The sequence below is a fragment of the Permianibacter fluminis genome (assembly GCF_013179735.1).
Classification (GTDB): domain Bacteria; phylum Pseudomonadota; class Gammaproteobacteria; order Enterobacterales; family Permianibacteraceae; genus Permianibacter; species Permianibacter fluminis.
This window is the reverse complement of the sequence record NZ_JABMEG010000001.1, coordinates 3,235,151-3,260,529: the sequence shown is the minus strand read 5'-3', so window position 1 is coordinate 3,260,529 and position 25,379 is coordinate 3,235,151. Positions and strand designations below refer to the sequence as shown.

The following is a 25,379-nucleotide window of genomic DNA, read 5'->3' as shown; positions in this document are numbered from 1 at the left end:
ACCTGGTGTGGATTATGCGCAGTGGCATCGATTTTTCTCCGGCGACAAATGCGGTTGATACCGCATTGAAAAGGCAACGGCCGTTGAAGCTCCAGTACTGATGTAATATGCATGCAGTGTGCGTGCTGTTGTCACAGCGGTGGTCGATTGCAACAAGATGCCGACTTGAGCGATGAGGGCATTTTTTGCCCGACGTTGTTTTCGATTGATAACGCTTACCAAATTGATCTGTGATGAAAATGAAGCTGGTAGCTGATGAAAATATCCCACTGGTGCGCGAGCTATTTTCCGCGTTCGGCGAACTGGTGCTGCGGCCCGGGCGGGCGATTACCGCGCACGATTTGGCTGATGCCGATGCCTTGCTGGTGCGCTCAGTCACGACGGTCAACGCAAACTTGCTGAAAGGCAGTGCGGTCCGTTTTGTTGGCAGCGCGACCATTGGTACCGATCATGTTGATCACGTCGCGTTGGCAGATGCGGGTATCGCGTTTGCCAATGCCCCCGGCTGCAATGCCAATGCAGTGGCCGAGTATGTTATTGCTAGCTTGTTGGTGCTGGCCGAGCGCAATCGGTTCCGACCCGGACGCGATGTCATTGGCATCCTCGGTTACGGCAATGTTGGCCGCCGGCTTGCTGCCAAATTGACCGCTCTCGCATGGCCATTCCGGGTTTGTGATCCGCCGCTGGCCGAGGCGCAAAACCGGGCGCAGCAGTGGTGCACCGCTGCTGAGCTGCGCGATTGCGATGTGCTGACCTTGCATGTGCCGCTGAACAAACAGGGGGCGCATCCGACTTGGCATTGGCTGGATGAGGCGGCGTTTGCCAGCATGCGGGCGCGGGTTGTAATCAATAGCTGTCGTGGCCCGGTGGTGGACAACCATGCGCTGCTTGACTGGTTGAGGGCGGAACCGACACGCGCCGCTGTACTTGATGTTTGGGAGCACGAGCCGGATCTGCCGGACGATTTGCTGCAACGAGTCGATCTGGCGACGCCGCATATCGCGGGTTACAGTCGTGAAGGCAAATGCAATGGCAGTTTCATGATCCATGCGGCGTTTCGCCAGCATTTCGGTTTGGATGCGGCCAATGCCGAACGTTGGCAATTGCCGGTCGCAGGGCAGGGCGCGGTGCCGGACTTTGCTGTTCCGGATCGGGCGGCTCAGCATTTGGCTGCACTGGATCTCACAACACAGGATCTGACCACACAGGCTCTACCGCAAGCATTACTGGCACCGCGAGAACAGGTACGGCAAGAACTGGCACAGCAGTGGCTGCTACAGCAATTACTCAACTGCTATGACCCGCGTCGCGATGATGCGGCGCTACGTGCTGCATTGGCAGCTGCCGCAGATCGCCGGGCAGCGTTTGATCTGTTGCGAAAAAACTATCCCGAGCGACGAGAGTTGGTGTCGTGGCGTTTTACTGCCAGTGAATCCATTGCAACCCGCTACCAATCCTTGGCCGCGTTTATTTGACATCGGCTGTTGCGACAGTCCCTATTGCCGCTGGCGTTTGTCAAAGCAAGCACGTTTTACAACAAGGGCTTGATCAGGTGCAGCAGTGAGGCAGTCAGTGGGCCCAGCGGTTTCAATTCGGGCCAAGGTTGTGCTTCGGCGCAGGTATCGTCGAACCAGCGCTGCAGATCGTTGACACTGGCGCGATCATGGCAGAGCAGGCTCAGTTCGTAATTGATGAAGAAACTGCGGTAATCCCAATTGACCGAGCCGATCATGGCCAGCTGTTCGTCAACGATCAGCGCCTTGGCGTGCATCATGCGGCCGTGGATGGCGCGCAGATTCAGCCCCAGTTTCAGCAATTGGGCCAAGGCCGGTTTGCGGGCGGCATCGACCAGCGGGTTGTCGGAGCGGCGCGGTAACACCAGCCTGACCTGCACGCCGCGGCGCAGTGCCGATTCCAGCGCAAACAGCACGCTGTCATCCGGAACAAAATACGGTGTCAGCACCGTGATACTGCGCTCGGCGTTGTAGAGTGCTGTCAGCACGGCATCCAGCAAAGGTTCATCCGGCACATCGGGCCCCGATGGCAGCACCTGTATCACCGCATGGCCAGGTTTCGTAATGTCAGGCTCGGCAATGTCAGGATTGGCTGCCTGCTGATCGCTTGTGGTTTTTCCGGTAGCGTAAAACCAATCGGCTTCGAAGATTCGCGCCAGCTCAGCGACCGCCGGTCCGTGCACAACGGCGACCAGATCCCGCCATGGCTTTTGCTTCAACAAACGGGAGAAATATTCCTGTGCCAGATTGGCACCACCCGTCCAGGCACTTTGCTGATCGATTACCACCAGCTTGCGGTGATTGCGCAGACCACCGCGGCCGGTGAGCAAACTGAGCAACATCGGATGAAACACCGCAAACTCGCCGCCATGCTGACGCAACCGGCGCAGCGCGCGGTTCGACAGTAGCCATGAACCGGCGCCATCGACCAGCACCCGAACCCTGATACCCGCTTTTGCCTTGGCGGTCAGCAGCTCCACGATTCGTTGCCCGGTAGCATCGGCACGCAAGATGTACACCGAGACATCGATTTGTCGGGTTGCTGCAGCCAACAGTTTTAGCAGGGCATCAAGGCCGCCATGTTCGGAGGAATAGAACTTCACCTGATTGCCCGTGCTGGCAGCCGGTAATTGGTAGGCTTGAATCAACCGGTCAAGACGCGAACAGGGACGACAGGCATCTGGCGTGTGTGCTGCAAATTGCAGCGGCCTTTTGCTGCGTCGGCGGGCGGCGATTTTGCGACTGCCGAGCAGCAGATACACCGGCACGGCGAGCCAGGGCATGAAGATCATGGCCAAGGCCCAACCCCAGCTGTTGGCACTGCTTGATGCCTGATAACGCAGTCGCGTCAGGCCAATCAGCAGCAGCAAGCCGGTTGCGATCAGCGGGACATAGAGTTCGACAAACTGTTGCCAGTTCATGCGTAGGTTCGGTACAGGGTGTGGATGAGGTGAGGCAAATCATAGCGCGCCGCCGCCCAAATAGGGCGGCGGCGCGTGTTGACGGCAAGTTAAAGCCAAGTTGATGGCAAGTTTACTTGCCCTGATGTAGTGCGATGGCCGCCGTGACGATATCGTCAACACTCGGCAGCAGGTACTGCCATGAGGTGCCGGTGGTGATAAAGCTGTCTTTGCCGGTGATGCGTTTTATCTGCGGCAGCTTCTTGCTGTGCTCAACCAGATGGGTGGTGATTTCTTCCGACAGCGAGCCGGTCTTGCGGCACTCATCGACAATCAACACTTTCTTGTAGCCCTCAACGGCCTTCAGTAAGTGCTCGATATGCAACGGTGCTACCCAGCGCAAATCGACAATCTTGCTGGCGATGCCATGCTTGTCACGCAGGATTTTCTCGGCCTGACGCGACAGGTAATTGCCATTGCCATAGGTGACGATGACCAAATCCTTGCCGTCGCCATGAATGCCAGGTTCGCCATACGCCAGCGGCGCTTCGTTGGCCGGGTAGGTAAACGCCCAGCCGTTGTCGTTCTTCTCGTGCAAATCCTTGACGTGATAAAGCGCAATCGGCTCCAGAAAGACAACCACGCGCTTCTGCTCATCCGCGAGTCGAACGCAGGTCTGCAACATCCGCGCAGCGTCATGACCATTGGATGGGATTGCGAGGATCACGCCAGGGATTTCCCGCAAGAAGGCAAAGGCGTTGTCATTATGAAAATGACCGCCGAAACCTTTTTGATAGCCGAGGCCGGCGATGCGTATCACCATCGGGTTGCTGTATTGACCCGCGGAGAAGAAGGACAAGGTCGACGCTTCACCGCGAATCTGATCTTCGGCGTTGTGGGTGTAGGCCAGAAACTGGATTTCCGGAATCGGTAGCAAGCCGATTTGCGCATAGCCGATGGCACCGCCGAGAATCGAGGTTTCTTCCAGTAGCGTGTCGAACACACGGTCGGTGCCGATGCGGGCCTGAATGTCAGCCGTAACGCGATACACACCACCTTTCTTGCCGACGTCTTCACCGAACATCACGGTGTTTGGGTAGCGGGCCATGATATCGGTCAGTGCGAAGTTGATCAGATTGGCCAGAGTGCGCGGTTCAGCGAGTTGCGACTGGGCCTTGCCGAAAACCTGCAGCGTCTGATCACTTGTCAGAGCCGGCGGCAGTGGCTTGGCCGGCTTTTCTGGTGCCAATGCCGCCATGATATCGACCGCATTGTCGAGCTTCGGCAGCTTCAGGGTTTCTTCGGCTTCGTAGGCAACCTGCTGACGGATGTTTTCATACAGGGCGACGATTTCATTGGCCGTCATAAAGCCGGATTCAATCGCGATACGGGCCGAATGCAGCAAGGGATCCTGGGCTTCGGTTTCTTCGATTTTCTTTTGGGCGTGGTACTGGCTTTCGGTGTCGTTGCCGGCGTGACCCATCAGGCGAATGGTCTGCACATGCAGGAACACCGGGCGGCGCTCCTGACGGGCGATTTCTTCAGCTTCCTGTGCGGCCAACCAGATATCCGGCAAATGCAGGCCGGAACATTGCACGTACGCCAGACCACTGCGGCGCTGCATGGTGTGCTGCACCCAGTTCGGCGGTGTTGATACCGAAATGCCGATGCCATTGTCTTCACAAATAAAAACCAACGGCATTTCTTCGCCTTTGTACGACCAGTATTCGGCCGTGTTGAAGGCAATCTGCGAGCTGCCGTGATTCAGTGACGCATCACCAAACGAGCAAAGAATGACGCTGTCACTCGGTATGACCGGTTCGATACCTGTTTTTTTTGCCTTGCCGAGGCCATGCGCGGCGCCGACCGCCTTGGGCAGATGCGAGGCAATCGTGGATGTCTGCGGTGGCACCCACAGCGGCACCGAGCCAAATACCTTGTGCCGGCCTTGGGAAATCGGATCCAGTTTGCTGCAGACAAACGACAGCATCTGATCGCGCACCGGGTTGATTTCCGGCAGGTGTTTTGAACGCTGCACCATGAATGCGCCGCTGCGATAGTGCAGAAACGCCATGTCGGTATGGCGAAACACTTTGGCGATCGCGGCGTTACCTTCGTGACCACTGGAACCGATGGTATAAAATCCAAGGCCCTTGTCTTTCAGGATGCGCGCCTGCAGGTCGAGATGGCGCGACAGCAATTGCGAATGGAACAGCTCGATAAACGTGTCGCGGTTCAGCCCCGCCTGAGCGGCAGTGATGCGGCGAACCGGGGCGGGAAAATTACCGTCAAGGACACGGCGGGTGAAGTTTTCATCTACAGCTTTGGCGCGATCCAGCATGTTTCCTTACCACGGCCCATGAAGGGCGCTCGTATTGTTCGCAAATTTGGATAGATGGACGTCTAAATGGTCCTCGAAAAGCGGACCGAGTATAGCAATGGCCGTCCGTTGACACCGGTACGATGAGTCGGGAGCCCGCCGCCTGCTCTGTGCTAAAGTAGCGCCCCGGTTTTTCCCGGAAAAAGCCGGTAGTAAAAAGTGTCGGCGGTGCAAAACGCCGGCCGCAAAAACGGGCGGTAAAAGCCAGCGCAGCGAACGCCGTCCGGTAACGCAGCGTACCCCACCTGATGTTGGTTCTATTTGATCGAGGTTAAGTATGTCGGTTAGCGGTAATGTCCTGGAGATGATCGGTAATACGCCGATGACCACCCTGAGCAAACTTGACACCGGCGTTTGCCAGTTGTTTGGCAAGCTGGAGTTGATGAACCCCGGTGGTTCGATCAAAGACCGCATCGCGTTGTACATGATTCGTGCCGCTGAACAGCAAGGCCTGATCAAACCGGGCGATACCCTGGTTGAGGCGACTGCCGGCAATACCGGCTTGGGTTTGGCACTGGTGGCCGCCCAGAAAGGCTACAAAATGCTGATTGTCATGCCCGACAAGATGAGCATGGAAAAGGAATACAACCTGCGGGCGATGGGCGCCCAAGTGATCCGCACCCGTTCCGATGTGGTCAAAGGTCACCCCGAGTATTACCAGGAAGTGGCGGCGCGTCTGGCGCGGGAAATGCCGAATGCGTTCTTCGTCAACCAGTTTGCCAATCCAGCCAACGTGCAGGCGCATTACGAAACCACCGGTCCGGAAATTTGGCAGCAGATGGAAGGCAAGATCGACGCGATGGTGATCGGTGTCGGTTCGGGCGGCACGCTGTCTGGCGTCGGTCGCTACCTGAAAGAGAAAAATCCGAAGGTCGATATCGTGCTGGCCGACCCGGAAGGTTCGATTCTCGATCTGTACCACCGCACCGGCGAATTCAAGCAGGCGGGCTCCTGGGTTGTCGAAGGTATCGGCGAGGATTTCATCCCGTCTATCTGCGACATGTCGCTGGTCACCAAGTCCTATGAAATTCCGGATCGCGAAGCCATTCATGCGGCCCGCGAGTTACTCGCCAAAGAAGGTCTGATGGGCGGCTCGTCCACCGGTACCTTGCTGGCAGCGGCGCTGCGCTATTGCCGTGAACAGCAAACACCAAAGCGGGTCGTTACCCTCGTTTGCGATACCGGCACCCGTTACGTCTCCAAGGTGTACAACGACGTCTGGTTGCAGGAAAAGGGCTTGTTGTAATTCCGCCCGGTAGATTATCAACGTGCTGGCGCAATACGGCAGTGAGTTTGCGTTGATCGCGGTTGCGCATCTGCTCGCCGTGATCAGCCCCGGACCGGACTTTTTGATGACGGTCCGGCAGAGCGTACGATTTGGTTTTCGCACCGGCAGCATCACCGCAGTGGGTATCGGCACCGGTATTCTGGTGCATGTTTTCTACACCGTGCTCGGCATCGCGATTTTGCTGCGTGACAATCCGCAACTGTTTCAGCTGGTGCGTTACGCCGGTGCAGCGTATCTGCTGTGGCTGGGCTGGAAATGCCTGCACAGCGGCGCGATGGCAACGATGGATGTCAGCGGCAATGGCGGCGACATGCCCAGCAGTTTGCAAGCGTTTCGCACCGGCTTTCTGACCAATGCTCTGAATCCAAAAGCGACGCTGTTCTTTCTGGCATTGTTTACGTCAATTGTCAGTCGCAGTACGCCTTGGCCGGTACAACTGGCGTATGGCTTGTGGATGCTGGTGGTGACGGCGCTGTGGTTTGTGCTCGTCGCCTGGGTGATGGTGCGACCTCCGGTGCGGGCAATGTTCCTGCGAGCTGGGGTCTGGTTTGATCGCATTCTTGGTGTGCTGCTCTGGCTGTTGGCAGCACGATTGATTTGGCATTGATGCCGGTTCACTGCAGCAGATTTCGTGAAATCCGTTCGGTGAGATGGTTTCAGTGAGACAGGTTTAATAAAACCGGCTCGGTAAAGCATGAGTGATGGCGTGTTTGCGCCATCAGGAGAGGACGTCATGAAAGATACCAGTAAACTGCAGTTTGGCACGCGCGTGATTCATGCCGGTCAGGAGTACGATCCGACCACTGGTGCAGTAATGCCGCCGGTGTATTTCACCTCGACTTATGCCCAGGAAAGCCCCGGCGTACACAAAGGCTTCGAGTATTCCCGCACCCACAACCCGACGCGTTTTGCCTATGAGCGCTGCGTGGCTGATCTGGAAGGCGGTGTCCGCGGTTTTGCCTTCGGCTCCGGCATGGCCGCCACGTCAACGGCGCTGGAGTTGCTGAACAGCGGCGATCACCTGATTGTCATGGACGATGTTTACGGTGGTACATTCCGTCTGGTCGACAAGGTCCGCAAACGCTCGATGGGTCTGCAATTCAGCATGGTGGATTTGACCAGGGTCGAGAATTTCATTGCCGCCATACAACCGAACACCAAGATGGTCTGGATCGAAACGCCGACCAATCCGATGCTGAAAGTCTGCGACATTGCGGCCATTGCCAGTGAGGCGAAAAAACGCGGCATTTGGGTTGTGGTCGACAACACGTTCGCGACTCCGTACAACCAGCAACCAATCAAACTGGGCGCTGATCTGGTCATGCACTCGGCCACCAAATACCTCAACGGTCATTCCGACATGGTTGGCGGTTTGCTGATTGCGGCGACTGCCGAACTCGGCGAACAAATGGCGTTTCTGCAGAACAGCATTGGCGCCGTTGCCGGCCCGATGGACAGTTACCTGGCACTGCGTGGCGTGAAAACGCTGGCACTGCGGATGAAGCAACACAACGAAAGCGCGCTGCAGCTGGCGCAGTGGCTGAATGCGCATCCGAAGGTAGAGAAGGTGGTGTATCCGGGTCTGACTTCACATCCGCAACATGCCATTGCCGCGAAACAGATGAGCGGTTTTGGCGGCATGATCACCATTTTCCTGAAAGGTGGTCTGCAGCAGGCGCGTCAGTTCCTGGAAACGGTCGAGATTTTCACGCTGGCGGAAAGTCTCGGTGGCGTCGAGTCGCTGATCGAACACCCGGCCATCATGACGCATGCGTCGATTCCGGCCGAGTCTCGGGCCAAGCTGGGCATTCACGACAACCTGGTTCGGATCTCGGTGGGCATCGAAGACGTTGCCGATTTGCGCGCGGACCTGGAAAACGCCCTAGCGGCCTTCTGACACCACCGATACGATTGCTTGTATCACAGACAAAGGGCCGCACTTGCGGCCCTTTGTCTGTCCTGATGGAACGCTCATAGTTTTTGCTGGGCAGTGGCTGTGAGTCGTGCTCGGCGTTCAGTCACCGGTGCTGGCGGAGCCAGCCGTTTTTTCCGGTTCGTCGTGCAGCAGGCCAGCCTCGCCGGCGTGGCTCAACACAGACTGCATGCGCGGAATATTCAGGGCATTTTCCCAGCGGCTGACCACGACGGTGGCAACGCCATTGCCAATGAAATTGGTCAAGGCGCGAGCCTCGCTCATGAACCGATCGATACCCAGGATCAGCGCCATACCGGCGACCGGAATATCCGGCACCACGGCCAGCGTGGCGGCAAGTGTGATGAAGCCGCTGCCGGTGACGCCGGCAGCGCCTTTCGAGCTGATCATCGCGACACCGAGTATCATCAGTTGCTGCCAGATCGTCAGCTCGGTATTGGTGGCCTGAGCGATGAACAGCGCCGCCATGGTCATGTAAATGTTGGTGCCATCAAGATTGAATGAGTAACCGGTTGGGATCACCAGACCGACGACCGGCTTGGCGCAGCCGAGATTTTCCAGCTTCTCCATTAGCCGGGGCAGGGCGCTTTCCGAGGAGCTGGTGCCGAGCACAATCAGCAACTCTTCTTTGATGTAATTCAGGAAGCGCAGTATGGAAAAACCGGTCAGCTTGGCGAGAGCGCCGAGTACCAGCAGCACAAAGAGTGCGCAGGTCAGATAAAAGCTGCCCATCAGCTTGGCCAGTGGGGCCAACGAATCAACACCATATTTGCCAATGGTAAACGCCATGGCGCCAAACGCGCCAATTGGCGCCAGCTTCATGATCATATGGACAATGCGGAAAATGACCTGAGTCAGATTTTCCAGCAACGATACGGTTGGCCTAGCTTTTTCACCGAGTGCCGACAGCGCCAGACCGAACAGGATGGAGAAAAACAGCACGCCGAGAATCTCGCCTTTTGACAGTGCTTCGAATGGCGTGGTCGGAATGATGTTCAGCAGAAACTCGACCAGACTGCCGCTGTGCTGGCCGGCATATTTGGCGACCGCGCTGCTATCGAGTGTGGCGACATCGGCATTGAAACCGGCGCCCGGTTTCAGCACATTCACCACGACCAAACCAATTGCCAGGGCAATGGTTGATACCACTTCGAAATACAGCACCGCCTTGAAGCCAACCCGACCCAGCTGCTTCATGTCATGCATACCGGCAATGCCGAGACTGACGGTCAGAAAGATCACCGGGGCAATGACCATCTTGATCAGCTTGATAAAACCATCGCCAAACGGTTTCATCAACACGCCCCAGTCTGGCGCGAGCATGCCGAGCAGAATGCCCAGCGCTATGGCGATCAGGACCTGCACATACAAAATTTTGTAGAACGGTTGTCGCATGAGAACTCCTCGTTCAGCAGGTCGCTCAGCACTGGTGCCGAGGATACGCCGGCATCAGCTGTCGCTGGAGCTTGGCGCGGTAATAACAGGCGTGGCTATCAATCGTGGTAGTGGTTAGTGTTTCAGCAAGTTTGCCGGCGCAAATTGATCGGTCAGCACCTTCACGCTTTTGTCCCAATCGGCCGGCTTTTCCAATGCCAGTAATTGCCTGACATCCACACCATAGGGCGTCAGCCGCGCTTGCCATTCTTGTGCTGCCAGATCCGGACCGGGCAATACGAAAGCATCGGCGGCGGCCAGCAACACCCTGTTGCCGCGCTCGCTTGACAGCATTTTCACCTGGGCAAAAACCGCTTCATAGGTCACCGACTCATGGTGATAGAGCCGGCTGGTGGCGAATGTGTTGGCGGCAACAAGGCCACCGGGCTGCAGTGCGCTGCGTACTTCCTGCAGGAACTCCTTGGTCATCAGATGTTCGGGAATGTAGTCGCCATTGAAAGCATCGAGAATAATTAAATCCCACTTTTTGCCATCACGGATGGCGCGCTTCAGATAAACCCGGGCATCCATGGCAACGGTCTGGATGCGTTCGCTCTCCTGATAATCGAAATAGCGTTTGGCGGCTTTGACCACAGCCGGATCGATTTCGGCCGAGGTAGTCGTGCTGTTGGGCAAGAGCTCATGCAGGGTTTTCGGCAGTGTGCCGCCGCCAAGGCCGACTATCAGGATATTTTTTGGTTCTGGTTTTACCAGGATGGCAGCCAGCACCATCTTGGTGTAATCGAACACCAGTTTGCGCGGCTCACGCAAATTGATGCAGGACTGGTTATGCGTCGCGCGGGCATGCAGCACAAAGCGCATGCAGCGTTCGCCGTTTTCTTCGCTAATCAGGATATTGCGGTACAGCGAGCGTTCTTCGTGGATCACTTTGGCGCTGGCTGGCAGGCACATCAGCGTGGCAGCCAACCCGATCGACAGTAGTTTTTTTGCTGCGCGCGCGCATCGACCCAATTGAAAAAAGATATTCATGTCACAGGCATCCGTTTGTGCAGGGCGAGCAGCAGCATTCCATTGCCGATCATAATGGCGATTGCGGTCAGCAGAATCTGGTTCATTTCCAGTAGCGCCACCAGATAGAACGAGGTCGCCAGAGTTCCTAACGCGCTGCCTAGTGTGGACACGAAGTAAAGCAAACCGGCCGAGGCGCCGCTGGTTTCGCGTGAGCGGGTCAGCAAGCGCACCGAGTAGGGCGATACCATGCCCATGACCAGCGAGGGCAGCAGGAACAGCGCCAGCGATGCCACCAGCGAGCCATAACGGGCATCGACGATCTGATCGAAAATCGCTGCCATGATCAGGTCGGCGCTGAACACAACCGGCAGCATCAGCACACCGCCCAGCAGAAAAATGCCGCCATAGCGTTTCAGGCTGGCATTGCGCAGTGACCAGCGACCACCGAGCAGGTAGCCAAGACTGAGCGCCAGCATGAACACCGTGATGATGCTGCCCCAGACATAGATATCACCGCCAAACCACGGCGCGATGATTCGGCCACCCAGCATTTCCAGCACCATGATGATAAAGCCGGAAACAAAAGCCGAACCGAATACCACGACATTCATCAAAGTGAATCCTTGGGCGCGCTGCGCTGTTGTTGTCTGAATCTGAATCTGAGTCTGAGTCTGAGTCTAAATATATGTCTGAATCTGTATTTGCGACTGTGCCGGCGCAAGGCGCTCCAGGTGGCAAGTTTATTTTTATCTCGGCAAGCATTGCGCCAGCTGCGGCGTTTTCGTACCGACCAGCCTTGTTGCCGCCGTTATCTGCCCGAGAGTTCTTACCTGCCGATCACCCAAACAGCACGTCGTAACCGACGGCAAATACCGCGACATCGGCGAACAGATGGCTCAGATAACCGGGCCAGACGCTGCGGTAACGGGCATACAATGCGCTCCAGATCACCCCGGCGACGCCGACGCCGAGCGAGCCGAGCAGATTCAATTGCCACGGTACATAGGCTGACAGCGCCAGACTGTGATGGACCGTGAAAATCACCGCAGCAGCAAGCACTGCCCAGACTGCGGGCAGCAAGCGTTCGCATTGCCGGAACAGGAACCAGCGGAAAGCATATTCCTCAACCAGACTGTTAAACAGCGTCCAGTAAGCAGCCATCAGCAGATAGCGCTCCGGTGACGTCAGACCGGCCGTTTGCAATAGCGAACGCATCGGTGCCGGATCAAACTGGCCTTTGCCGAACAGCAGATAGCCGCCAACGATGCTGGCCGCCATCAGCAAGCCGCTAAGCAGACCGGCCAACATGCCGCTGTTTGCGGCACTGACGTGGCCCTGCAGCGGTGACCACGATATTCGCTGCTTTTCTATCAGCACATACCAGAGCACCGGAGCCAGCAGGAACCACAGCTTGGCAAATGCCCAGACAGCAGATCCGAACAGGCCCGGTGCGCCGAACAGTGCGACGGCAACGCCGATGCTAGGCGCTGGTGCGATCAGCAGCAGCGCCAGCAGGGCAGTGTGTTTGGGTTGGTGTGAGTTCATCGGCTGGCATCCGCCGCTGGCAGCAGGCGCACCGTGATAGCGCTCGGATGCTGACGGTCACGATAGATTTGCTGGGTGGCGCGGACAAAGTCACTGTCCTTGGCCTGAAAGATATTCGGCAGATATTGTTGCGGGTTGCGATCGATAAACGGAAACCAGCTCGAGTGCACTTGCACCATGATGCGGTGGCCGCGCTGGAAGGTGTGCAGCACATCGTTGAGCCGGTAACGCACCGGCGTAATCGCGCCTGGCGTCATTGGCTTGGGTGCGCTCCAGCTGTCGCGATAGCGCGCCCGCATGGGCTCGCCGCGGATCAGGGTTTGCTGGCCGCCACGATTTTTCTTGCCGGCTTTTTCCATATCTTCATTCCAGCCTTGCGGTACGCCGGGGGTAACGTCGATCAGCTTGACGATGTAGTCGGCGTCCGTGCCGGTGGTGGCGACAAACAACTCAACATCGATCGGACCAGCAATGGTGGTGTCCTGCGCCAGCGGTTCGGACTGATACACCAGCACATCCGGCCGGTTGGCAACAAAGCGCTGATCGGCGGCAATGTAATCCTTGCTCCAGCGAGTGGTGAGCTCCTGAGAATAAGGCACTGGTTTGGCTGGGTCGCTCAGGTAATCATCAAAGGCCGCATCCTGGGTTGGTGCCGTGGTGGTCAGGGCATTTTTTTCCTGCAGAAACCAGCGTTGCTCCTTGCTGGTCTTTGGTGGCCAGCTATCGAAGCTGCGCCAGCGATTGGCGCCGGTTTCAAACAGCCAGGCTTCCGGAAGTTTCGGATCGTCGCCGTCTTTCAGATAGTGTTTGAAAAATGCCAATTCGATTGGTTGATAGCTCAGTGAAGTCTTGAAGCCGAAATCGGCATCACCCACTTTGTCGCCATCAGTACGAACCCAGCCACCGTGCGTCCACGGCCCCATGATCAGCGTATTTCGGATGCCGGGATTCTGCTTTTCGATGGATTCATAGGTGTGCAGCGGGCCGTACAGATCTTCGGTGTCATACCAGCCGCCAACCGTCAGCACGGCGGCCTTGATGTTTTTCAGGTGCGGTAACAGATTGCGGGCCTGCCAGTAGTCGTCGTAATCGGGATGACTGGCAAAATCTGTCCAGGCGGCAATTTCATGCTTGAAATACTTGTTGTCGACATTGCTGAGTCCGCCCAGATCGAGCAGGAACTGATAACCGTCCGGCGTACCGTATTCAAACTTTTTCGGGTTCTCGTCGTCGGTCAGTTCCGGTCTGGCCTTGCCGAATCCGCTAAAGAAACCGAACGCCAGCTGCAAATTGAAGGCGCCGTTGCGATGCATGTCGTCACCGCGCCACCAGTCCGCGATCGGTGCCTGTGGCGAAACGGCTTTCAAGGCCGGATGCGAATCGATGGCACCGGCTGAGGTGTAGAAGCCGGGGTAGGAGATTCCCCATTGCCCAACCCGGCCATTGTGATTGGGCAGATTTTTCAGCAGCCAGTCGATGCTGTCGTAGGTGTCACTGCTTTCGTCGACATCCTGTTTGTTTTTCTTGTTTGGATTGTGCGGCGTCATGTTGCGGAAGTCGCCTTCCGACATGTTGCGGCCACGGACGTCCTGAAACACAAAGATGAATCCGTCTTTCTCGTAGTCGAAGGTCGGACCGAGCTTTTCCTTGTAACGGTCAAGGCCATAAGGCGCGACGCTGTAGGGTGTGCGCACCAGCAGAATCGGATAGCGTTTGCCGGGGCTGGCGTCATTCGGCAGATAAACTGAGGTAAACAGACGGGCGCCGTCGCGGACCGGCACCCGGTATTCAAATTTGGCGTAATGGGAGCGGATGTAGTTGCTGCGTTCGACAGCCGGGTCGGGTGTTTCCGCAGCAGCAAGCGGTGTGCTGCCGAACAATGCCAACAAACTGAAGAGAAGTGCCGGTGTCGGCAAAACCGATCGGAGCGTCATGGCTCATCCCTGATAATCAGGCGAAGAGCAGAACATACACGGCGCATCGGACGGTGGCAATGCGCGAGCAGATGGCAAGCCGGATCAATGAGCGACGGCGCGAAAAGGCAGACGTGGCGCTGGCCGCTACCTATCGCTTTAAATGCAGCGCGCCGGTTTGGGCAGGCCGGCAATTTTGCTCGCCTGCTTGGCGGGCTCCTTGAACAGCGTGTGCAGATATAGGCTGTTACCTTTTTCCGGTCCCCAATGCTGGGCCAGATATTTCACCAAGGGCCGAATGGCTGGGCTGCTTTGAAATTCATCGTAAAACGCCCGCACGTAGCGGATGACCTGCCAATGTTCTGCGGTCAGCACAATGCCTTCCCGCGCAGCCAGTTGTTCGGCAATGGCCTCGGTCCAGACGCTGCGATCGCGCAGATAGCCGTGCCCATCGGTGGCGAACGATTGGCCATTGATCTCGATGAAGTTGCCTGCGGAGCCGGTCATTCCTGTTCACTCGGCATGGCTGGTGCAGTCGGTGTTATCCATTTATTTAACAGCGTGATCAGCTCCATGCGATCACCCGATCATGCTGCAGCGTCAAGGCAACGAACGCCGCGTCGTCGATAATCTGGATGCTGGTTGGCAGCCGGTTGCGCAAGCCGCGCGCATCAACATCGGCGGCGAGGGCGTAGACATCGGTGAAGGCTTGGGTAACGACATTGGGGTTGACTGCCAGCAGCACCGCATTTTCGCGCAGCAATAGCGCATCGCCGGGCAGGGCGCTGGTGCGGGCGCGCTGGCCGGCTGCGGGATCGAGGTGATGCAAGGTGTGCAGGCTGCTCATGTCGTGCTCGTGTTGTGTTGATGCCTGTGCTTCTGTCTGTGTGCGGTACCGCGCGCTGCTCGGTGTTCATGTATCAATGCCTGGCGATCCGCCATCAATAAACCCACACCTGATTCTGGCTGGCGAGATGGCCGGCCAGCTCGGCTTTGCTGATGGGGTCGGCACTCAAGGCCAGCTCATTGGCATTGAGTTGATGGTGATTCAGGCTGTCGGCACAAATCAGTACACGGCTGACGCCATACAGTGCCATCAACTTGAATTGTGCCAGCAGCGGTTTGTTGCCAAGGGGGCTGGCGCTTGGCTGGTCACGCAGTTGCCAGACGCCATAATCCTGAAAAATCACCGTGACGGTTTGATCGAAAGCAGCGCAGGCCAGCGCCGTGTCGAGTGCCTGGCTGGCGCGATCATCGCCATGCGGCGCTGTGGTGATGATGATGCTGATCGTTTGGCTGTTCATGTTCGCTGCGTGTGCTCTCACCCGGGAAAATGCAACACGCGATCGCAATCGAGCGCGGATTCGACCAGCGAGCCCAGGCCGCTGATGTTGAAGCCGGCGGCAAGCGTGGCGCGCGGATCCGCATCAGACCCGGTTTCCGCGACGATACCGTAGCGCTGGGCGGCGGCCGAGCAGAGCAATAACTCGCTGCCATGCTGCGCAGCGAGCTGGGTCCATTGCTGCTGAAGCTGCGGTTCGTCACCGGGCGTATCCATCAGGCCATTGCCGATCAGCACCGCCTCACCGGCAAAAAATATCCGGGCGACCACGTGGCCACTGCCGATTGCCGCCGTGGCGAAACGCAAGGCCGACAACTGGCCTTGGCCGCTGACGGGATTGGCAGTGACATAGAGCGCAAAGCGCTTGCCGGACATAAGGTGACTCGCTGCGGTGGCGGTTAACGATCTCTGGTTAAGCAATACCCGGGCTATCGATGGCTGGATTTTCACTACCTGTGCTACCCATACCAACCGGGACAATTCAGCCCGACCGGGCCGTTTGGCGGGGCAACAAAAAGCCCGCCGAAGCGGGCTTTATTGTAGCGGGATTTGCCGGTTTGTGGCTCAGTCGTCGCTGGCGACGCCGAGCAGGACCAGTAAATGAGTAAAGATGTTGTAGATGTCGAGATACAGGGCAACCGTGGCGCGGATGTAGTTGGTTTCGCCGCCATTGATGATGTTGCTGGTGTCATACAGGATGAAGGCCGAGAACAGCAGCACGCAGGCAGCTGACAGCGCCAAGCTCAGCATCGGCATGTAGACGCCGAAGTAGCTTGCCGCAAGCAAGGCGAGCGAGCTGAAAAACACCACCATCAGGCCAACGAACAGAAAGCCGCGCATGAAGCTGAAGTCTTTCTTGGTGTTCAGCACATAAGCCGACAGCGACAGGAAAATCAATCCGGTGCCGCCGAGCGCCTGCAACACAATCTGGCCGCCACTGGCTTTGGCCATCATGAAATTCAGCAGCGGTGCCAGCCAGAAGCCCATCCAGCCGGTGAAGGCGAAGACGAGCAGCAGACCAGTGCCCGATTCGGCGGTTTTGTGCACGCCGAACAGCAGCGCAATGGCGCCGATAAAGGTAATCAGCGGACTCGATGTCGGTGCGAACAGCATGCCGACATAGGCCATGACAGCGCTGAACAGCAGCGTTGCCGACAGCAGCATGTAGGTGTTCTTCAATACCTTGCTGGTGCTTTCCGCTTGCGCATCGGCACCGATGTAGCTGGCGGCATTGATGTTGCGGATATTGGATTCCATGGCAGTAACGACCTCAATTGGTGGAAACGGCAAAGCGTGAAATGGGGGGGCCATGCAGGTTTGCAAGGCTCGTGATAGGGCGAGTGATAGTGCATCCCCGCGAAGAAACCCGCTTGCGCGCTTGATGCGAAAGAGTAGGGAGCCGGTCTCGCGCGGTCAAGCAAAACCGGTTTGCGACAAATACGTAAAACTACGTGGGAAGTCAGGCAATTACTGTGGTTTTTCGCGCCGGCAGCGGGTGTAGCGCCGTGGTCGATTCGATGATGCCACCGCCCAGACACACCGCGCCGGCATACAGCACCAGTGACTGGCCCGGCGTGACCGAACGTTGCGGTTCCGGGAAGCTGACATCGACCGTACCGTCGTCACGGACCCGCACGGAACAGGCAACATCCTGTTGGCGATAGCGCACTTTGGCCGTGCAATCAAAGCTCGGGGCCGGCGGCTTGCCGGCGACCCAATGCAGCTGGCCGGCGTGCAGCGCCGTGCTCATCAGATACGAGTCGTCGTGGCCTTGGGTGACCAGCAACACATTGCGCTGCAGATCTTTGGCGACGACAAACCAGGGCGATTCATCAGCACCTTTGAGGCCGCCAATGCCAAGGCCCTTGCGTTGACCGAGCGTGTGGTACATCAGGCCATTGTGACGGCCGATGACCTTGCCCTCGACCGTTTCGATGTCACCCGGTTGCGCAGGGAGGTAGCGACTCAGAAATTCGCTGAAGCGACGCTCGCCGATAAAACAGATGCCGGTCGAATCTTTCTTTTCGGCGGTGACAAAACCTTGTTCGGCGGCGATTCGGCGCACTTCCGGCTTTTCCAGTTCGCCAACCGGAAACAGCACGTGCTTCAGCTGATCCTGCTGCAAGGTGTACAGGAAATAACTTTGGTCCTTGTTGCGATCAAGCCCGCGCAGCAATTGCGCCTCGCCGTTCAGGTCGCCGCGGCGGGCGTAATGGCCGGTGGCAATGAAATCGGCGCCAAGGTGTTTGGCAAAGTCGAGAAAAGCGCGGAATTTGATTTCTTTGTTGCAGAGAATGTCGGGGTTCGGGGTTCGCCCGGCTTTGTACTCGGTCAGGAAATGCTCGAACACATTGTCCCAATATTCGGCGGCGAAATTGACCGTATGAAACGGGATGCCGATTTTCTCGGCGACGGCTTGGGCATCGGCGCGATCCTGCGCGGCCGAGCAGAACTCGTCGGTGTCGTCCTCTTCCCAGTTCTTCATGAACAGCCCTTCGACCCGGTAACCCTGCTGCTTCAGCAGCCAGGCCGAGACCGAAGAATCAACGCCGCCGGACAGGCCGACGATAACGCGCGGGGCAGTGTTCATGGCAAGAAACGGGTCCGTCAAAAATGGCCGCGGATTCTAACATGGCTTGATTGGTCGAGATTTGGCCGGCAGGCACCCAGGCCCGGAGCAGGTCAGGCAAGCGGCTCCGGTCTTATCCCGTTATGCGGTTCAAGTGAGGCTGCTTTCGGTTCAGGTGCGGCAAATGCGGACTATAGATCCCGCTTGAACACCGAGAACGCCTGCAACGGCAGTCGCTGGCCGGCTTGGTAGTCCTGAAAGCACTGCAGTACCAGAGAGCTGCGCGGGCCGAATTCGACAATCTCCGGCAAGCTCAGCCAGTGACAGGCATGGATATCGGCATCGCAGGGGTGGGCCGGCGCGTCAGCCGGCACTGAACCGGCGAAGCAGATCCGCAGATAGTCGCGACCATTGCGGGCGGTCAGCCGGTAAACGCCGACCACCGCTTCTGGAGTAAAAGGCAGGCCTGCTTCTTCGGCCACTTCGCGAATCACAGCGGCGATCAGGCTTTCGCCCGGTTCGACGTGACCGGCAGGCTGATTCAGGACCCGCTTGCCGTCCTCCTTGTCAGACTCTTCGACGACCAGAAAACGGCCATCGCGCTCGATAATGGCGGCAACCGTGGCCGCGACCTTCACAACCCAGCTCCACTGCAGACCTGGCCCGGCTTGTCAGCAGCCAGTGGGCTCACGTAGCCTTGCCGCACTTTGACTGCCCGGTTCATGCGGCGAGTCGTGAATCTGGAGTGGTCTGTCATGTTGTTGCCCATCACCGGTCTGTATGCCGCGTTGCTTGGAATCCTGATCATTGTGCTAGTTCTGCGGGTCGTTGCCAAACGATTCAAACAGCGCATCGGGGTTGGAGATGGTGGCGATCGGGCGCTACTGCTGGCCATTCGCGCTCACGGCAACGCCATCGAAACCATTCCCATCGCCGTGATTCTGCTGGCGGCGCTGGAACTCAATGATGGCAGCGCCCGGACGCTGCACATTTTCGGCATTACACTGATTGTCGCGCGCTTGCTGCATGCTTTTGGTTTGAGTCGTTCACCCAAAGCCAGCCCCGGCCGTTTTGCCGGCACCGTGCTCACCCTGACCGTCATCGTGGGCTTGGCGATTGCCAACCTGATGGCATTTTGGGTGACACAGTCATGATGCGTTTGTCGTTGCTTGGCAACGGTGTGTCATCGATCATGAACGTCGCGCGGATGTTGGGAGTGCTTGCCATGGTTTCAACAGCGGCGCTTGCAGCTGCAGCGGATCAATCCGCACCGATCGCAATCGCCATTCACGGCGGTGCCGGCACGATTCTGCGCTCGGATTTGACGCCGGAATTGGAAGCGCAGTATCGGGCCACGCTGGCGCAAGCCCTGGACAGCGGTTACGCCGTTTTGAAAGCTGGCGGCAGCAGTCTGGACGCGGTGGAAGCCAGCGTCCGGGTCATGGAGGATTCGCCGCTGTTCAATGCCGGCAAAGGCGCGGTATTCAGTCACGACGGCAAAAACGAACTCGACGCCGCCATCATGGATGGAAGCACGCTTGCCGCGGGCGCTATCGCCGGCGTCACCATTGTCAAGAATCCGATCACGCTGGCGCGTCGGGTCATGGACAGTTCGCCACATGTTTTGCTGATTGGTGCCGGCGCGGAAGCCTTTGCCCGAACCCAGCCGATCGAGCTGGTCGACCCTGCCTATTTCCACACCGAACGACGCTGGCAGCAGTTGCAGATTCTGCTGGAGAAAGAGAAAGCGGGCGGCGCCAAAGGTGCGACCGGTTTGTCGGAAGATGCCGATCAGAGCAAGGCGCGCAAACAGAGTTACCATTTCACGGCGCAGGAAAATCGTTTTGGTACTGTTGGCGCAGTCGCACTGGACAGCAAAGGGCATCTGGCAGCCGCGACTTCCACCGGCGGCATGACCAACAAGCGTTGGGGCCGGGTGGGGGATGCACCGGTGATCGGCGCCGGCACATATGCCAATGCCTTGTGTGCGGTATCGGCCACCGGTCATGGCGAGTATTTCATTCGTGCGGCTGTGGCGCATGACATCTGCGCCCGGGTCGAGTACCTCAAGCAACCGCTGGCCGAGGCCGCTTCAGCGGTGGTTAAGGACAAACTGGTCAAGCTCGGTGGCGAAGGCGGTATCATTGCAGTCGATGCCCAGGGCAACGTGACACTGCCGTTCAATAGCACCGGCATGTACCGCGCGTCGATCAATCAGAAAGGGGAGCGCGTGATCGCCATTTACGCGGATTGAGCCAAGCCGCGAATGGTAGTCACAGTAAAAACCGGCGTAACGAATCGCTGCTGTATCGGGAACCACCAATTAAAATGCAATTACCGGAATTTTTTGCCCAACTTGACGAATATCCCCAGCAGGTGCCGCTGGAGCGGATTGCCGAGCTGCTGGAAAATCTGCAGCTCGATCTGAATGATGTTCAGGCGCATCTGGAATTCAACGCCCATCATTACAAGCGCAATCTGATGCATCAGGGCCCCAGCTGCCAGGTGTTGATGTTGTGCTGGCTCAACGGCCAACGCAGCCAGATCCATGATCATGTCGGCTCCAATTGTGGTGTCCGGGTCATGCGCGGCACCGCCATTGAAACCACCTTTCACCGCGCCGATAACGGCATGATTTTCGCCAGCGGCTCGCGCTCGCTGGCTGAAGGCAGTATCTGCGCCAATCACGATGATGATATCCATCAGGTGTCCAATCTGGCAGCGGCGGACAAATGCCTGGTCACCCTGCATGTGTATTCACCGCCGCTGCGTAACATGAATGTCTATGATCTGTCGGCGTCACAGCCGCACGTGGTTGAAGACCCCGTTCATGAACTGCTCTACGGCGGCGCATCGACCGTATAAATTTTTGGCTGGCTCAGCCAGTGGCTGAACGAAAAGGAGAGGAAATGAAATACTTTGCGATAGCGGTCGGCGCCATTGCGCTTAGCTGCTCGGTTGCAGCAGCAATTGACCCCATCGAAGCGCGCAAGGAAGGTTTCAAGGCCTTCAAGAAGGAACTGGGCGCGATCAAAAAGATTGTCGAAGCCGGCGATGCGAGCCAGCAAGCGGCCCTGCTCGATCACGCCAAGGCACTCGATGACGCCGCCAAGGCCCAGTGGAGCAAAATGGCCGAGCATTTCCCGGCTGGTTCTTATCAAGGCGAAACCGACGCGCTGCCGGCAATCTGGGAAAAAGCCACCGAATTTCAGGCGGCTATCGACAAGCAGCGCACGGCGATCAATGGTTTTGTCGCGGCGGCACAAAGCGCGGATCCGGCGCAATGGAAGTCGGCTTTCGGGCAAGTCGGTGGCAGCTGCAAAAACTGCCATGAGTCATTCAAGAAAGACTAAAACCGATGTCTGGGAAAAATCTGGAGAGAAAAATCCGGAAAACAACATCCGGAAAACAAAACGGCGCCCATCGGCGCCGTTTTGTTTTTGAACAGTCTTAGCTTCAGTGCCAGAGCGCGCTTGCTCGCGCCAGTTACCCGGTGTGCATCTCCGGCAGCAAATTCGGCTTGCCGCAGGACAACCTTGCTCGTTAGCGCGTGCCAAAGCGCTCGCGATTTTCCTGCTTGGCGTCATCGCTTTTTTTCAGCAACACATATAGCGCACCAGTGCCGCCATCGCGTTTCTGCGCCGAATGAAAGGCCAGCACGTCCGGCAGTTGCTGCAGCCAGACATTGACATAGCTTTTCAGCAGGGCCGGAATGGGCGCCCGGACGCCACGGCCATGCAGTATCAGCACGCAACGCTGTTCGCGTTTGACCGCATCCTGAATGAAATGAAAGACGTCATTGCGTGCCTGCTCGACCGTGCGCCGATGCAGATCCAGCACATAGCGGCTTTCATATTTGCCACCACGCAGCGCCTGATAAACACCCAGCTGAACGCCGTCATGCCGATAGCCGATTTCCGCATAGGGGTCGACCAAGGGCGGTTCGGCGGTGCTGAGAAAATTGCTGTCGTGCTGCCGGTCCGTGATCGCGGCCAGCCGACGCGCTTCGAGCGCAATGGCGTCGAGATCCGGGGCGCTGCTGACCGCCACTTCGGCATCGCTCGCCAAAGGCGTGACGTCAGCCAGTTCCGCGCGGAACAGCTCAAGCTCATCGGTTGGGGGCAGGCTTTTTTTCATGCCGGCATGATACGTCAGAACGCTGGCAACAGCGTGGTCCGGCAGGACCGCAGCGGCACCGATCGCCAGCCAACAAAAAGCCCGCGTTCAAGCGGGCTTTTTTTGCTGTGACCAGCGAATTTTGGTGCCGGAGGTGGGACTTGAACCCACACACCCTTTCGGATACTGGATTTTGAGTCCAGCGCGTCTACCGATTCCACCACTCCGGCACGGAGAGGGCGCGCAGTATAACAAAGCAAACGATCCGGTCAACGCTCCTGCTGGTATGTCGCGCCTGAGTTGGTTACCCTAGCGCGCCCGCGCCGGGCGGTTGTTCATTTTCTCGCCATGTTGCTGTCCGATTTCGATTATTCCTTGCCCGATGAGCTGATCGCGCGCTACCCCTTGCCGGAGCGCAGTGCCAGCCGTTTGCTCTGTCTGGACGGTAGCTCTGGTGCCATCGCGCACCGTCAGTTCACCGCGCTGCTTGAGCTGCTGACGCCGAACGATCTGCTGGTGTTCAACAATACCAAGGTGCTGGCGGCACGGCTGTTCGCCCAGAAAAGCACCGGCGGCCAGGTCGAGATTCTGGTCGAGCGGGTGCTGAATCCACATGAGGTGCTGGCCCATGGCCGCAGCAGCAAAGGCCTGCGCGATGGCATGGTGCTGAGCCTGGCCGAGGGCGGCGAGGTGACGGTGCTGGGCCGGGAGGGCGATCTGTACCGCTTTCATTCCAAGCGGTCGTGGTTTGAGCTGATGGTCGAGCAGGGCCATATGCCGCTGCCGCCGTATTTCGAACGGGCCGACGAGAGCGGCGATCGCGAGCGCTACCAGACGGTCTACGCCGAGGTGCCGGGCGCGGTCGCGGCGCCGACCGCCGGTTTGCACTTCGACAATGCACTGTTGGCCAAGCTGGCGGAGAAGGGCGTTCGCTCGGCACAGGTGACCCTGCATGTCGGTGCCGGCACCTTCCAGCCGGTGCGGGTTGAACGTATTGAAGAGCATCACATGCATTCGGAGTGGTTCGAGGTCAGCCCGGCCGTTGTTCAGGCGGTGGCCGAAACCCGGGCCCGCGGTGGCCGGGTGGTGGCGGTTGGCACCACCTCGGTGCGGGCGCTGGAATCGGCGGCGGCCGGCGGTGCCCTTGAATCCGGCACCGGCGACACCACCATCTTTATCTATCCGGGCTATCGCTTCCGCGTCGTCGATGCCCTGATCACCAATTTCCACCTGCCGCAATCGACCCTGCTGATGCTGGTGTCGGCATTCAGCGGCCGGGAACGCATCCTCGCGGCCTACCGCGAAGCTGTAGAACAAAAGTACCGATTCTTTTCTTATGGGGATGCGATGTTCTTGACTCGGGATGAGGCGGCCAGCGCATGAGCGGCATGCAATTCGAACTGCTCGGCACCGATGGCGCGGCCCGTCGCGGCCGGATGACCTTTGCCCGTGGTGTGGTGGAAACGCCGGCGTTCATGCCGGTCGGCACCTATGGCGCGGTCAAGACCGTGACCGCAGACGAGGTCAAAGATCTCGGCGCCCAAATCATCCTCGGCAATACCTTTCACCTGATGCTGCGGCCCGGTCCGGAGCTGATGGAAAAGTTCGGGGGCCTGCACGGCTTCGGCGGCTGGCAGGGGCCGATCCTGACCGACTCCGGCGGTTTTCAGGTGTTCAGCCTCGGCGCCATGCGCAAGATCTCCGAGGCCGGCGTCCAGTTCCGGTCGCCGATAGATGGCTCCGTGGTCTGGCTCGATCCGGAACGTTCGATGCAGGTTCAGCGCAGTTTGGGTGCAGATATCGTCATGATCTTCGACGAATGCACGCCGTACCCGGCCAGCTGGGAAGTCGCCAAGAAGTCGATGGAGCTCAGCCTGCGCTGGGCCGAGCGCAGCAAGAAGGCGCATGAGGGCAACCCGTCGGCGCTGTTCGGCATTGTTCAGGGCGGCATGCATCTGGACCTGCGGGCGCGTTCGCTGGAAGGGCTGACCGCAATTGGTTTTGACGGTTATGCCATTGGCGGTTTGTCGGTTGGTGAGCCAAAACCCGAGATGTTGCGGGTACTGGATGGCGTTACCCACCAGCTGCCGAGTGATCGGCCGCGCTACCTGATGGGCGTCGGTAAACCGGAAGACATCGTCGAGGCGGTGCGCCGCGGTGTCGACATGTTTGATTGCGTGATGCCGACCCGCAATGCCCGCAATGCTCATTTATTCACCAGCGAAGGTGTCGTGCGGCTGCGCAATGCGCAATATCGCAGCGATGACAAACCGATCGAGGAGGGCTGCGATTGCTACACCTGCCAGCGCTACTCCCGTGCCTATTTGCATCATCTCGACAAATGCGGTGAAGGGCTCGGCGGACGGCTGAATACCCTGCACAACCTGCGCTATTACCAGCGGGTTATGGCTGGTTTGCGTGGGGCCATTGAAACCGGTACCCTTGCCGCCTTCGTGGCTGACTTCTACCGCCGGCGCGGTCAAGAAACGCCGGAGATTTGCCAGTAAAAGTCCTGTAATAACCAAGCAAAGACCGGATGAAAAATTTCGGTCATCAATGAGGAATAAAACGTGAGCTTTCTGACTCTTGCCGCCGCCGCTGGCGCCGCCCCTGCCGCTGCTCCTGCTGGCGCTGCCTGGCAACCGATCATCATGCTGGTGATCTTCGGCCTGATTTTCTACTTCATGCTGATTCGCCCGCAATCGAAGCGCGCCAAAGAACACAAGAGCATGATCGAAGCGATCCAGAAAGGTGATGAAGTGGTCACCATTGGTGGCATCGTCGGCAAGGTCGTCAAGATCAAGGATCAATTCGTTGTGGTCGCACTGAGCGATGACAATCAGATCATTGTCCAGAAGCATGCGGTGTCGGCCACGCTGCCGAAGGGCACCATCGAAAACGTCTACAGCAACAACTAATTCGATTGGTCAATCGGGGTGCCACACGCACCCCGCTCGTTTTTTAAGGATTAAC

At 58.0% G+C, this 25,379-nt stretch carries 25 protein-coding genes, 1 tRNA gene and 1 pseudogene; 11 read left to right on the top strand and 16 right to left on the bottom strand.

Going from position 1 to position 25,379, the window contains the following annotated elements:
• Positions 1 to 233: 233 nt before the first annotated feature.
• On the top strand, positions 234 to 1,475 hold the full coding sequence (locus HPT27_RS14255) for a 4-phosphoerythronate dehydrogenase (RefSeq protein WP_172244611.1): 1,242 nt from the start codon (positions 234 to 236) through the stop codon (positions 1,473 to 1,475).
• 56 nt (positions 1,476 to 1,531) lie between these two features.
• Here HPT27_RS14255 and HPT27_RS14250 read toward each other — a convergent pair whose 3' ends face one another.
• Together HPT27_RS14250 and HPT27_RS14245 are read right to left on the bottom strand one after the other, a co-directional pair.
• The gene (locus HPT27_RS14250; RefSeq protein ID WP_172244610.1) at positions 1,532 to 2,935 is read right to left on the bottom strand and encodes a phospholipase D-like domain-containing protein; all 1,404 of its coding nucleotides are present in this window, start codon (positions 2,933 to 2,935) and stop codon (positions 1,532 to 1,534) included.
• Positions 2,936 to 3,047: 112 nt separating this feature from the next.
• Positions 3,048 to 5,255: a thiamine pyrophosphate-dependent enzyme gene (locus HPT27_RS14245; RefSeq protein WP_172244609.1), complete on the bottom strand. Its 2,208-nt coding sequence runs from the start codon at positions 5,253 to 5,255 to the stop codon at positions 3,048 to 3,050.
• A 316-nt stretch (positions 5,256 to 5,571) separates the two neighbouring features.
• Here HPT27_RS14245 and HPT27_RS14240 point away from each other — a divergent pair.
• The 3 genes and pseudogenes from HPT27_RS14240 to HPT27_RS14230 form a co-directional block, all read left to right on the top strand.
• Positions 5,572 to 6,537, top strand: a pseudogene (locus HPT27_RS14240) (cysteine synthase A); the annotation flags it as partial.
• Between the two features lie 25 nt (positions 6,538 to 6,562).
• Positions 6,563 to 7,189 (top strand): LysE family translocator, encoded by a 627-nt coding sequence (locus HPT27_RS14235; RefSeq protein WP_172244605.1) that lies wholly within the window; start codon positions 6,563 to 6,565, stop codon positions 7,187 to 7,189.
• Between the two features lie 126 nt (positions 7,190 to 7,315).
• The gene (locus tag HPT27_RS14230) at positions 7,316 to 8,479 is read left to right on the top strand and encodes a cystathionine gamma-synthase (RefSeq protein WP_172244603.1); all 1,164 of its coding nucleotides are present in this window, start codon (positions 7,316 to 7,318) and stop codon (positions 8,477 to 8,479) included.
• A 117-nt stretch (positions 8,480 to 8,596) separates the two neighbouring features.
• On the opposite strand, the gene HPT27_RS14225 is transcribed toward HPT27_RS14230, so the two are convergent.
• The 12 genes from HPT27_RS14225 to HPT27_RS14170 form a co-directional block, all read right to left on the bottom strand.
• A complete protein-coding gene (locus HPT27_RS14225; protein ID WP_172244601.1) occupies positions 8,597 to 9,910 on the bottom strand; it encodes a dicarboxylate/amino acid:cation symporter in 1,314 nt (437 codons plus the stop codon).
• 114 nt (positions 9,911 to 10,024) lie between these two features.
• Positions 10,025 to 10,939, bottom strand: a complete 915-nt coding sequence (locus tag HPT27_RS19505; RefSeq protein WP_172244599.1) for a spermidine synthase — start codon at positions 10,937 to 10,939, stop codon at positions 10,025 to 10,027.
• Entirely contained in the window at positions 10,936 to 11,532 is a 597-nt protein-coding gene (locus HPT27_RS19500) for a fused MFS/spermidine synthase (RefSeq protein WP_172244598.1), read from the bottom strand. The genes HPT27_RS19505 and HPT27_RS19500 overlap by 4 nt, the downstream gene beginning before the upstream one ends.
• Before the next feature lie 226 nt (positions 11,533 to 11,758).
• Positions 11,759 to 12,466, bottom strand: a complete 708-nt coding sequence (locus tag HPT27_RS14210) for a CPBP family intramembrane glutamic endopeptidase (RefSeq protein ID WP_172244597.1) — start codon at positions 12,464 to 12,466, stop codon at positions 11,759 to 11,761.
• Positions 12,463 to 14,400 (bottom strand): CocE/NonD family hydrolase, encoded by a 1,938-nt coding sequence (locus tag HPT27_RS14205; protein ID WP_172244596.1) that lies wholly within the window; start codon positions 14,398 to 14,400, stop codon positions 12,463 to 12,465. The genes HPT27_RS14210 and HPT27_RS14205 overlap by 4 nt, the downstream gene beginning before the upstream one ends.
• 138 nt (positions 14,401 to 14,538) lie before the next feature.
• Positions 14,539 to 14,886 (bottom strand): TusE/DsrC/DsvC family sulfur relay protein, encoded by a 348-nt coding sequence (locus tag HPT27_RS14200; RefSeq protein WP_172244595.1) that lies wholly within the window; start codon positions 14,884 to 14,886, stop codon positions 14,539 to 14,541.
• 58 nt (positions 14,887 to 14,944) lie between these two features.
• Entirely contained in the window at positions 14,945 to 15,226 is a 282-nt protein-coding gene (gene tusB, locus HPT27_RS14195) for a sulfurtransferase complex subunit TusB (protein WP_172244594.1), read from the bottom strand.
• Between the two features lie 94 nt (positions 15,227 to 15,320).
• Positions 15,321 to 15,683 (bottom strand): sulfurtransferase complex subunit TusC, encoded by a 363-nt coding sequence (tusC, locus tag HPT27_RS14190; protein WP_172244593.1) that lies wholly within the window; start codon positions 15,681 to 15,683, stop codon positions 15,321 to 15,323.
• Positions 15,684 to 15,700: 17 nt separating this feature from the next.
• On the bottom strand, positions 15,701 to 16,096 hold the full coding sequence (gene tusD / locus HPT27_RS14185) for a sulfurtransferase complex subunit TusD (RefSeq protein ID WP_172244592.1): 396 nt from the start codon (positions 16,094 to 16,096) through the stop codon (positions 15,701 to 15,703).
• A gap of 189 nt (positions 16,097 to 16,285) precedes the next feature.
• On the bottom strand, positions 16,286 to 16,978 hold the full coding sequence (locus HPT27_RS14180) for a Bax inhibitor-1/YccA family protein (RefSeq protein WP_172244591.1): 693 nt from the start codon (positions 16,976 to 16,978) through the stop codon (positions 16,286 to 16,288).
• A gap of 202 nt (positions 16,979 to 17,180) precedes the next feature.
• Positions 17,181 to 18,311: a tRNA 2-thiouridine(34) synthase MnmA gene (gene mnmA, locus HPT27_RS14175; RefSeq protein ID WP_172244590.1), complete on the bottom strand. Its 1,131-nt coding sequence runs from the start codon at positions 18,309 to 18,311 to the stop codon at positions 17,181 to 17,183.
• 170 nt (positions 18,312 to 18,481) lie between these two features.
• Positions 18,482 to 18,928 (bottom strand): NUDIX hydrolase, encoded by a 447-nt coding sequence (locus tag HPT27_RS14170; protein WP_172244588.1) that lies wholly within the window; start codon positions 18,926 to 18,928, stop codon positions 18,482 to 18,484.
• Between the two features lie 117 nt (positions 18,929 to 19,045).
• Here HPT27_RS14170 and HPT27_RS14165 point away from each other — a divergent pair, with 117 nt between their 5' ends.
• The 4 genes from HPT27_RS14165 (at position 19,046) to HPT27_RS14150 (ending at position 21,643) form a co-directional block, all read left to right on the top strand.
• Positions 19,046 to 19,444 (top strand): MAPEG family protein, encoded by a 399-nt coding sequence (locus HPT27_RS14165; protein ID WP_172244586.1) that lies wholly within the window; start codon positions 19,046 to 19,048, stop codon positions 19,442 to 19,444.
• The gene (locus HPT27_RS14160; protein WP_172244584.1) at positions 19,441 to 20,544 is read left to right on the top strand and encodes an isoaspartyl peptidase/L-asparaginase family protein; all 1,104 of its coding nucleotides are present in this window, start codon (positions 19,441 to 19,443) and stop codon (positions 20,542 to 20,544) included. The genes HPT27_RS14165 and HPT27_RS14160 overlap by 4 nt, the downstream gene beginning before the upstream one ends.
• A gap of 74 nt (positions 20,545 to 20,618) precedes the next feature.
• Positions 20,619 to 21,155, top strand: a complete 537-nt coding sequence (locus HPT27_RS14155) for a cysteine dioxygenase (RefSeq protein ID WP_172244582.1) — start codon at positions 20,619 to 20,621, stop codon at positions 21,153 to 21,155.
• 44 nt (positions 21,156 to 21,199) lie between these two features.
• Positions 21,200 to 21,643 (top strand): c-type cytochrome, encoded by a 444-nt coding sequence (locus HPT27_RS14150; protein ID WP_172244580.1) that lies wholly within the window; start codon positions 21,200 to 21,202, stop codon positions 21,641 to 21,643.
• A gap of 190 nt (positions 21,644 to 21,833) precedes the next feature.
• Here HPT27_RS14150 and smrA read toward each other — a convergent pair whose 3' ends face one another.
• Complete coding sequence (gene smrA / locus HPT27_RS14145) at positions 21,834 to 22,427, bottom strand: DNA endonuclease SmrA (RefSeq protein ID WP_211197974.1); 594 nt, start codon at positions 22,425 to 22,427, stop codon at positions 21,834 to 21,836.
• Positions 22,428 to 22,549: 122 nt separating this feature from the next.
• Positions 22,550 to 22,636: transfer RNA gene (locus HPT27_RS14140), tRNA-Leu, on the bottom strand.
• Between the two features lie 118 nt (positions 22,637 to 22,754).
• Between HPT27_RS14140 and queA the strand changes: the two genes are divergently transcribed.
• The 3 genes from queA to yajC all read left to right on the top strand — a co-directional run bounded on the left by queA (position 22,755) and on the right by yajC (position 25,324).
• Positions 22,755 to 23,789, top strand: a complete 1,035-nt coding sequence (gene queA / locus HPT27_RS14135; protein ID WP_172244578.1) for a tRNA preQ1(34) S-adenosylmethionine ribosyltransferase-isomerase QueA — start codon at positions 22,755 to 22,757, stop codon at positions 23,787 to 23,789.
• A gap of 5 nt (positions 23,790 to 23,794) precedes the next feature.
• Complete coding sequence (gene tgt, locus HPT27_RS14130) at positions 23,795 to 24,913, top strand: tRNA guanosine(34) transglycosylase Tgt (protein ID WP_211198061.1); 1,119 nt, start codon at positions 23,795 to 23,797, stop codon at positions 24,911 to 24,913.
• A 63-nt stretch (positions 24,914 to 24,976) separates the two neighbouring features.
• Positions 24,977 to 25,324, top strand: a complete 348-nt coding sequence (gene yajC / locus HPT27_RS14125; protein WP_172244575.1) for a preprotein translocase subunit YajC — start codon at positions 24,977 to 24,979, stop codon at positions 25,322 to 25,324.
• Positions 25,325 to 25,379 lie beyond the last annotated feature (55 nt).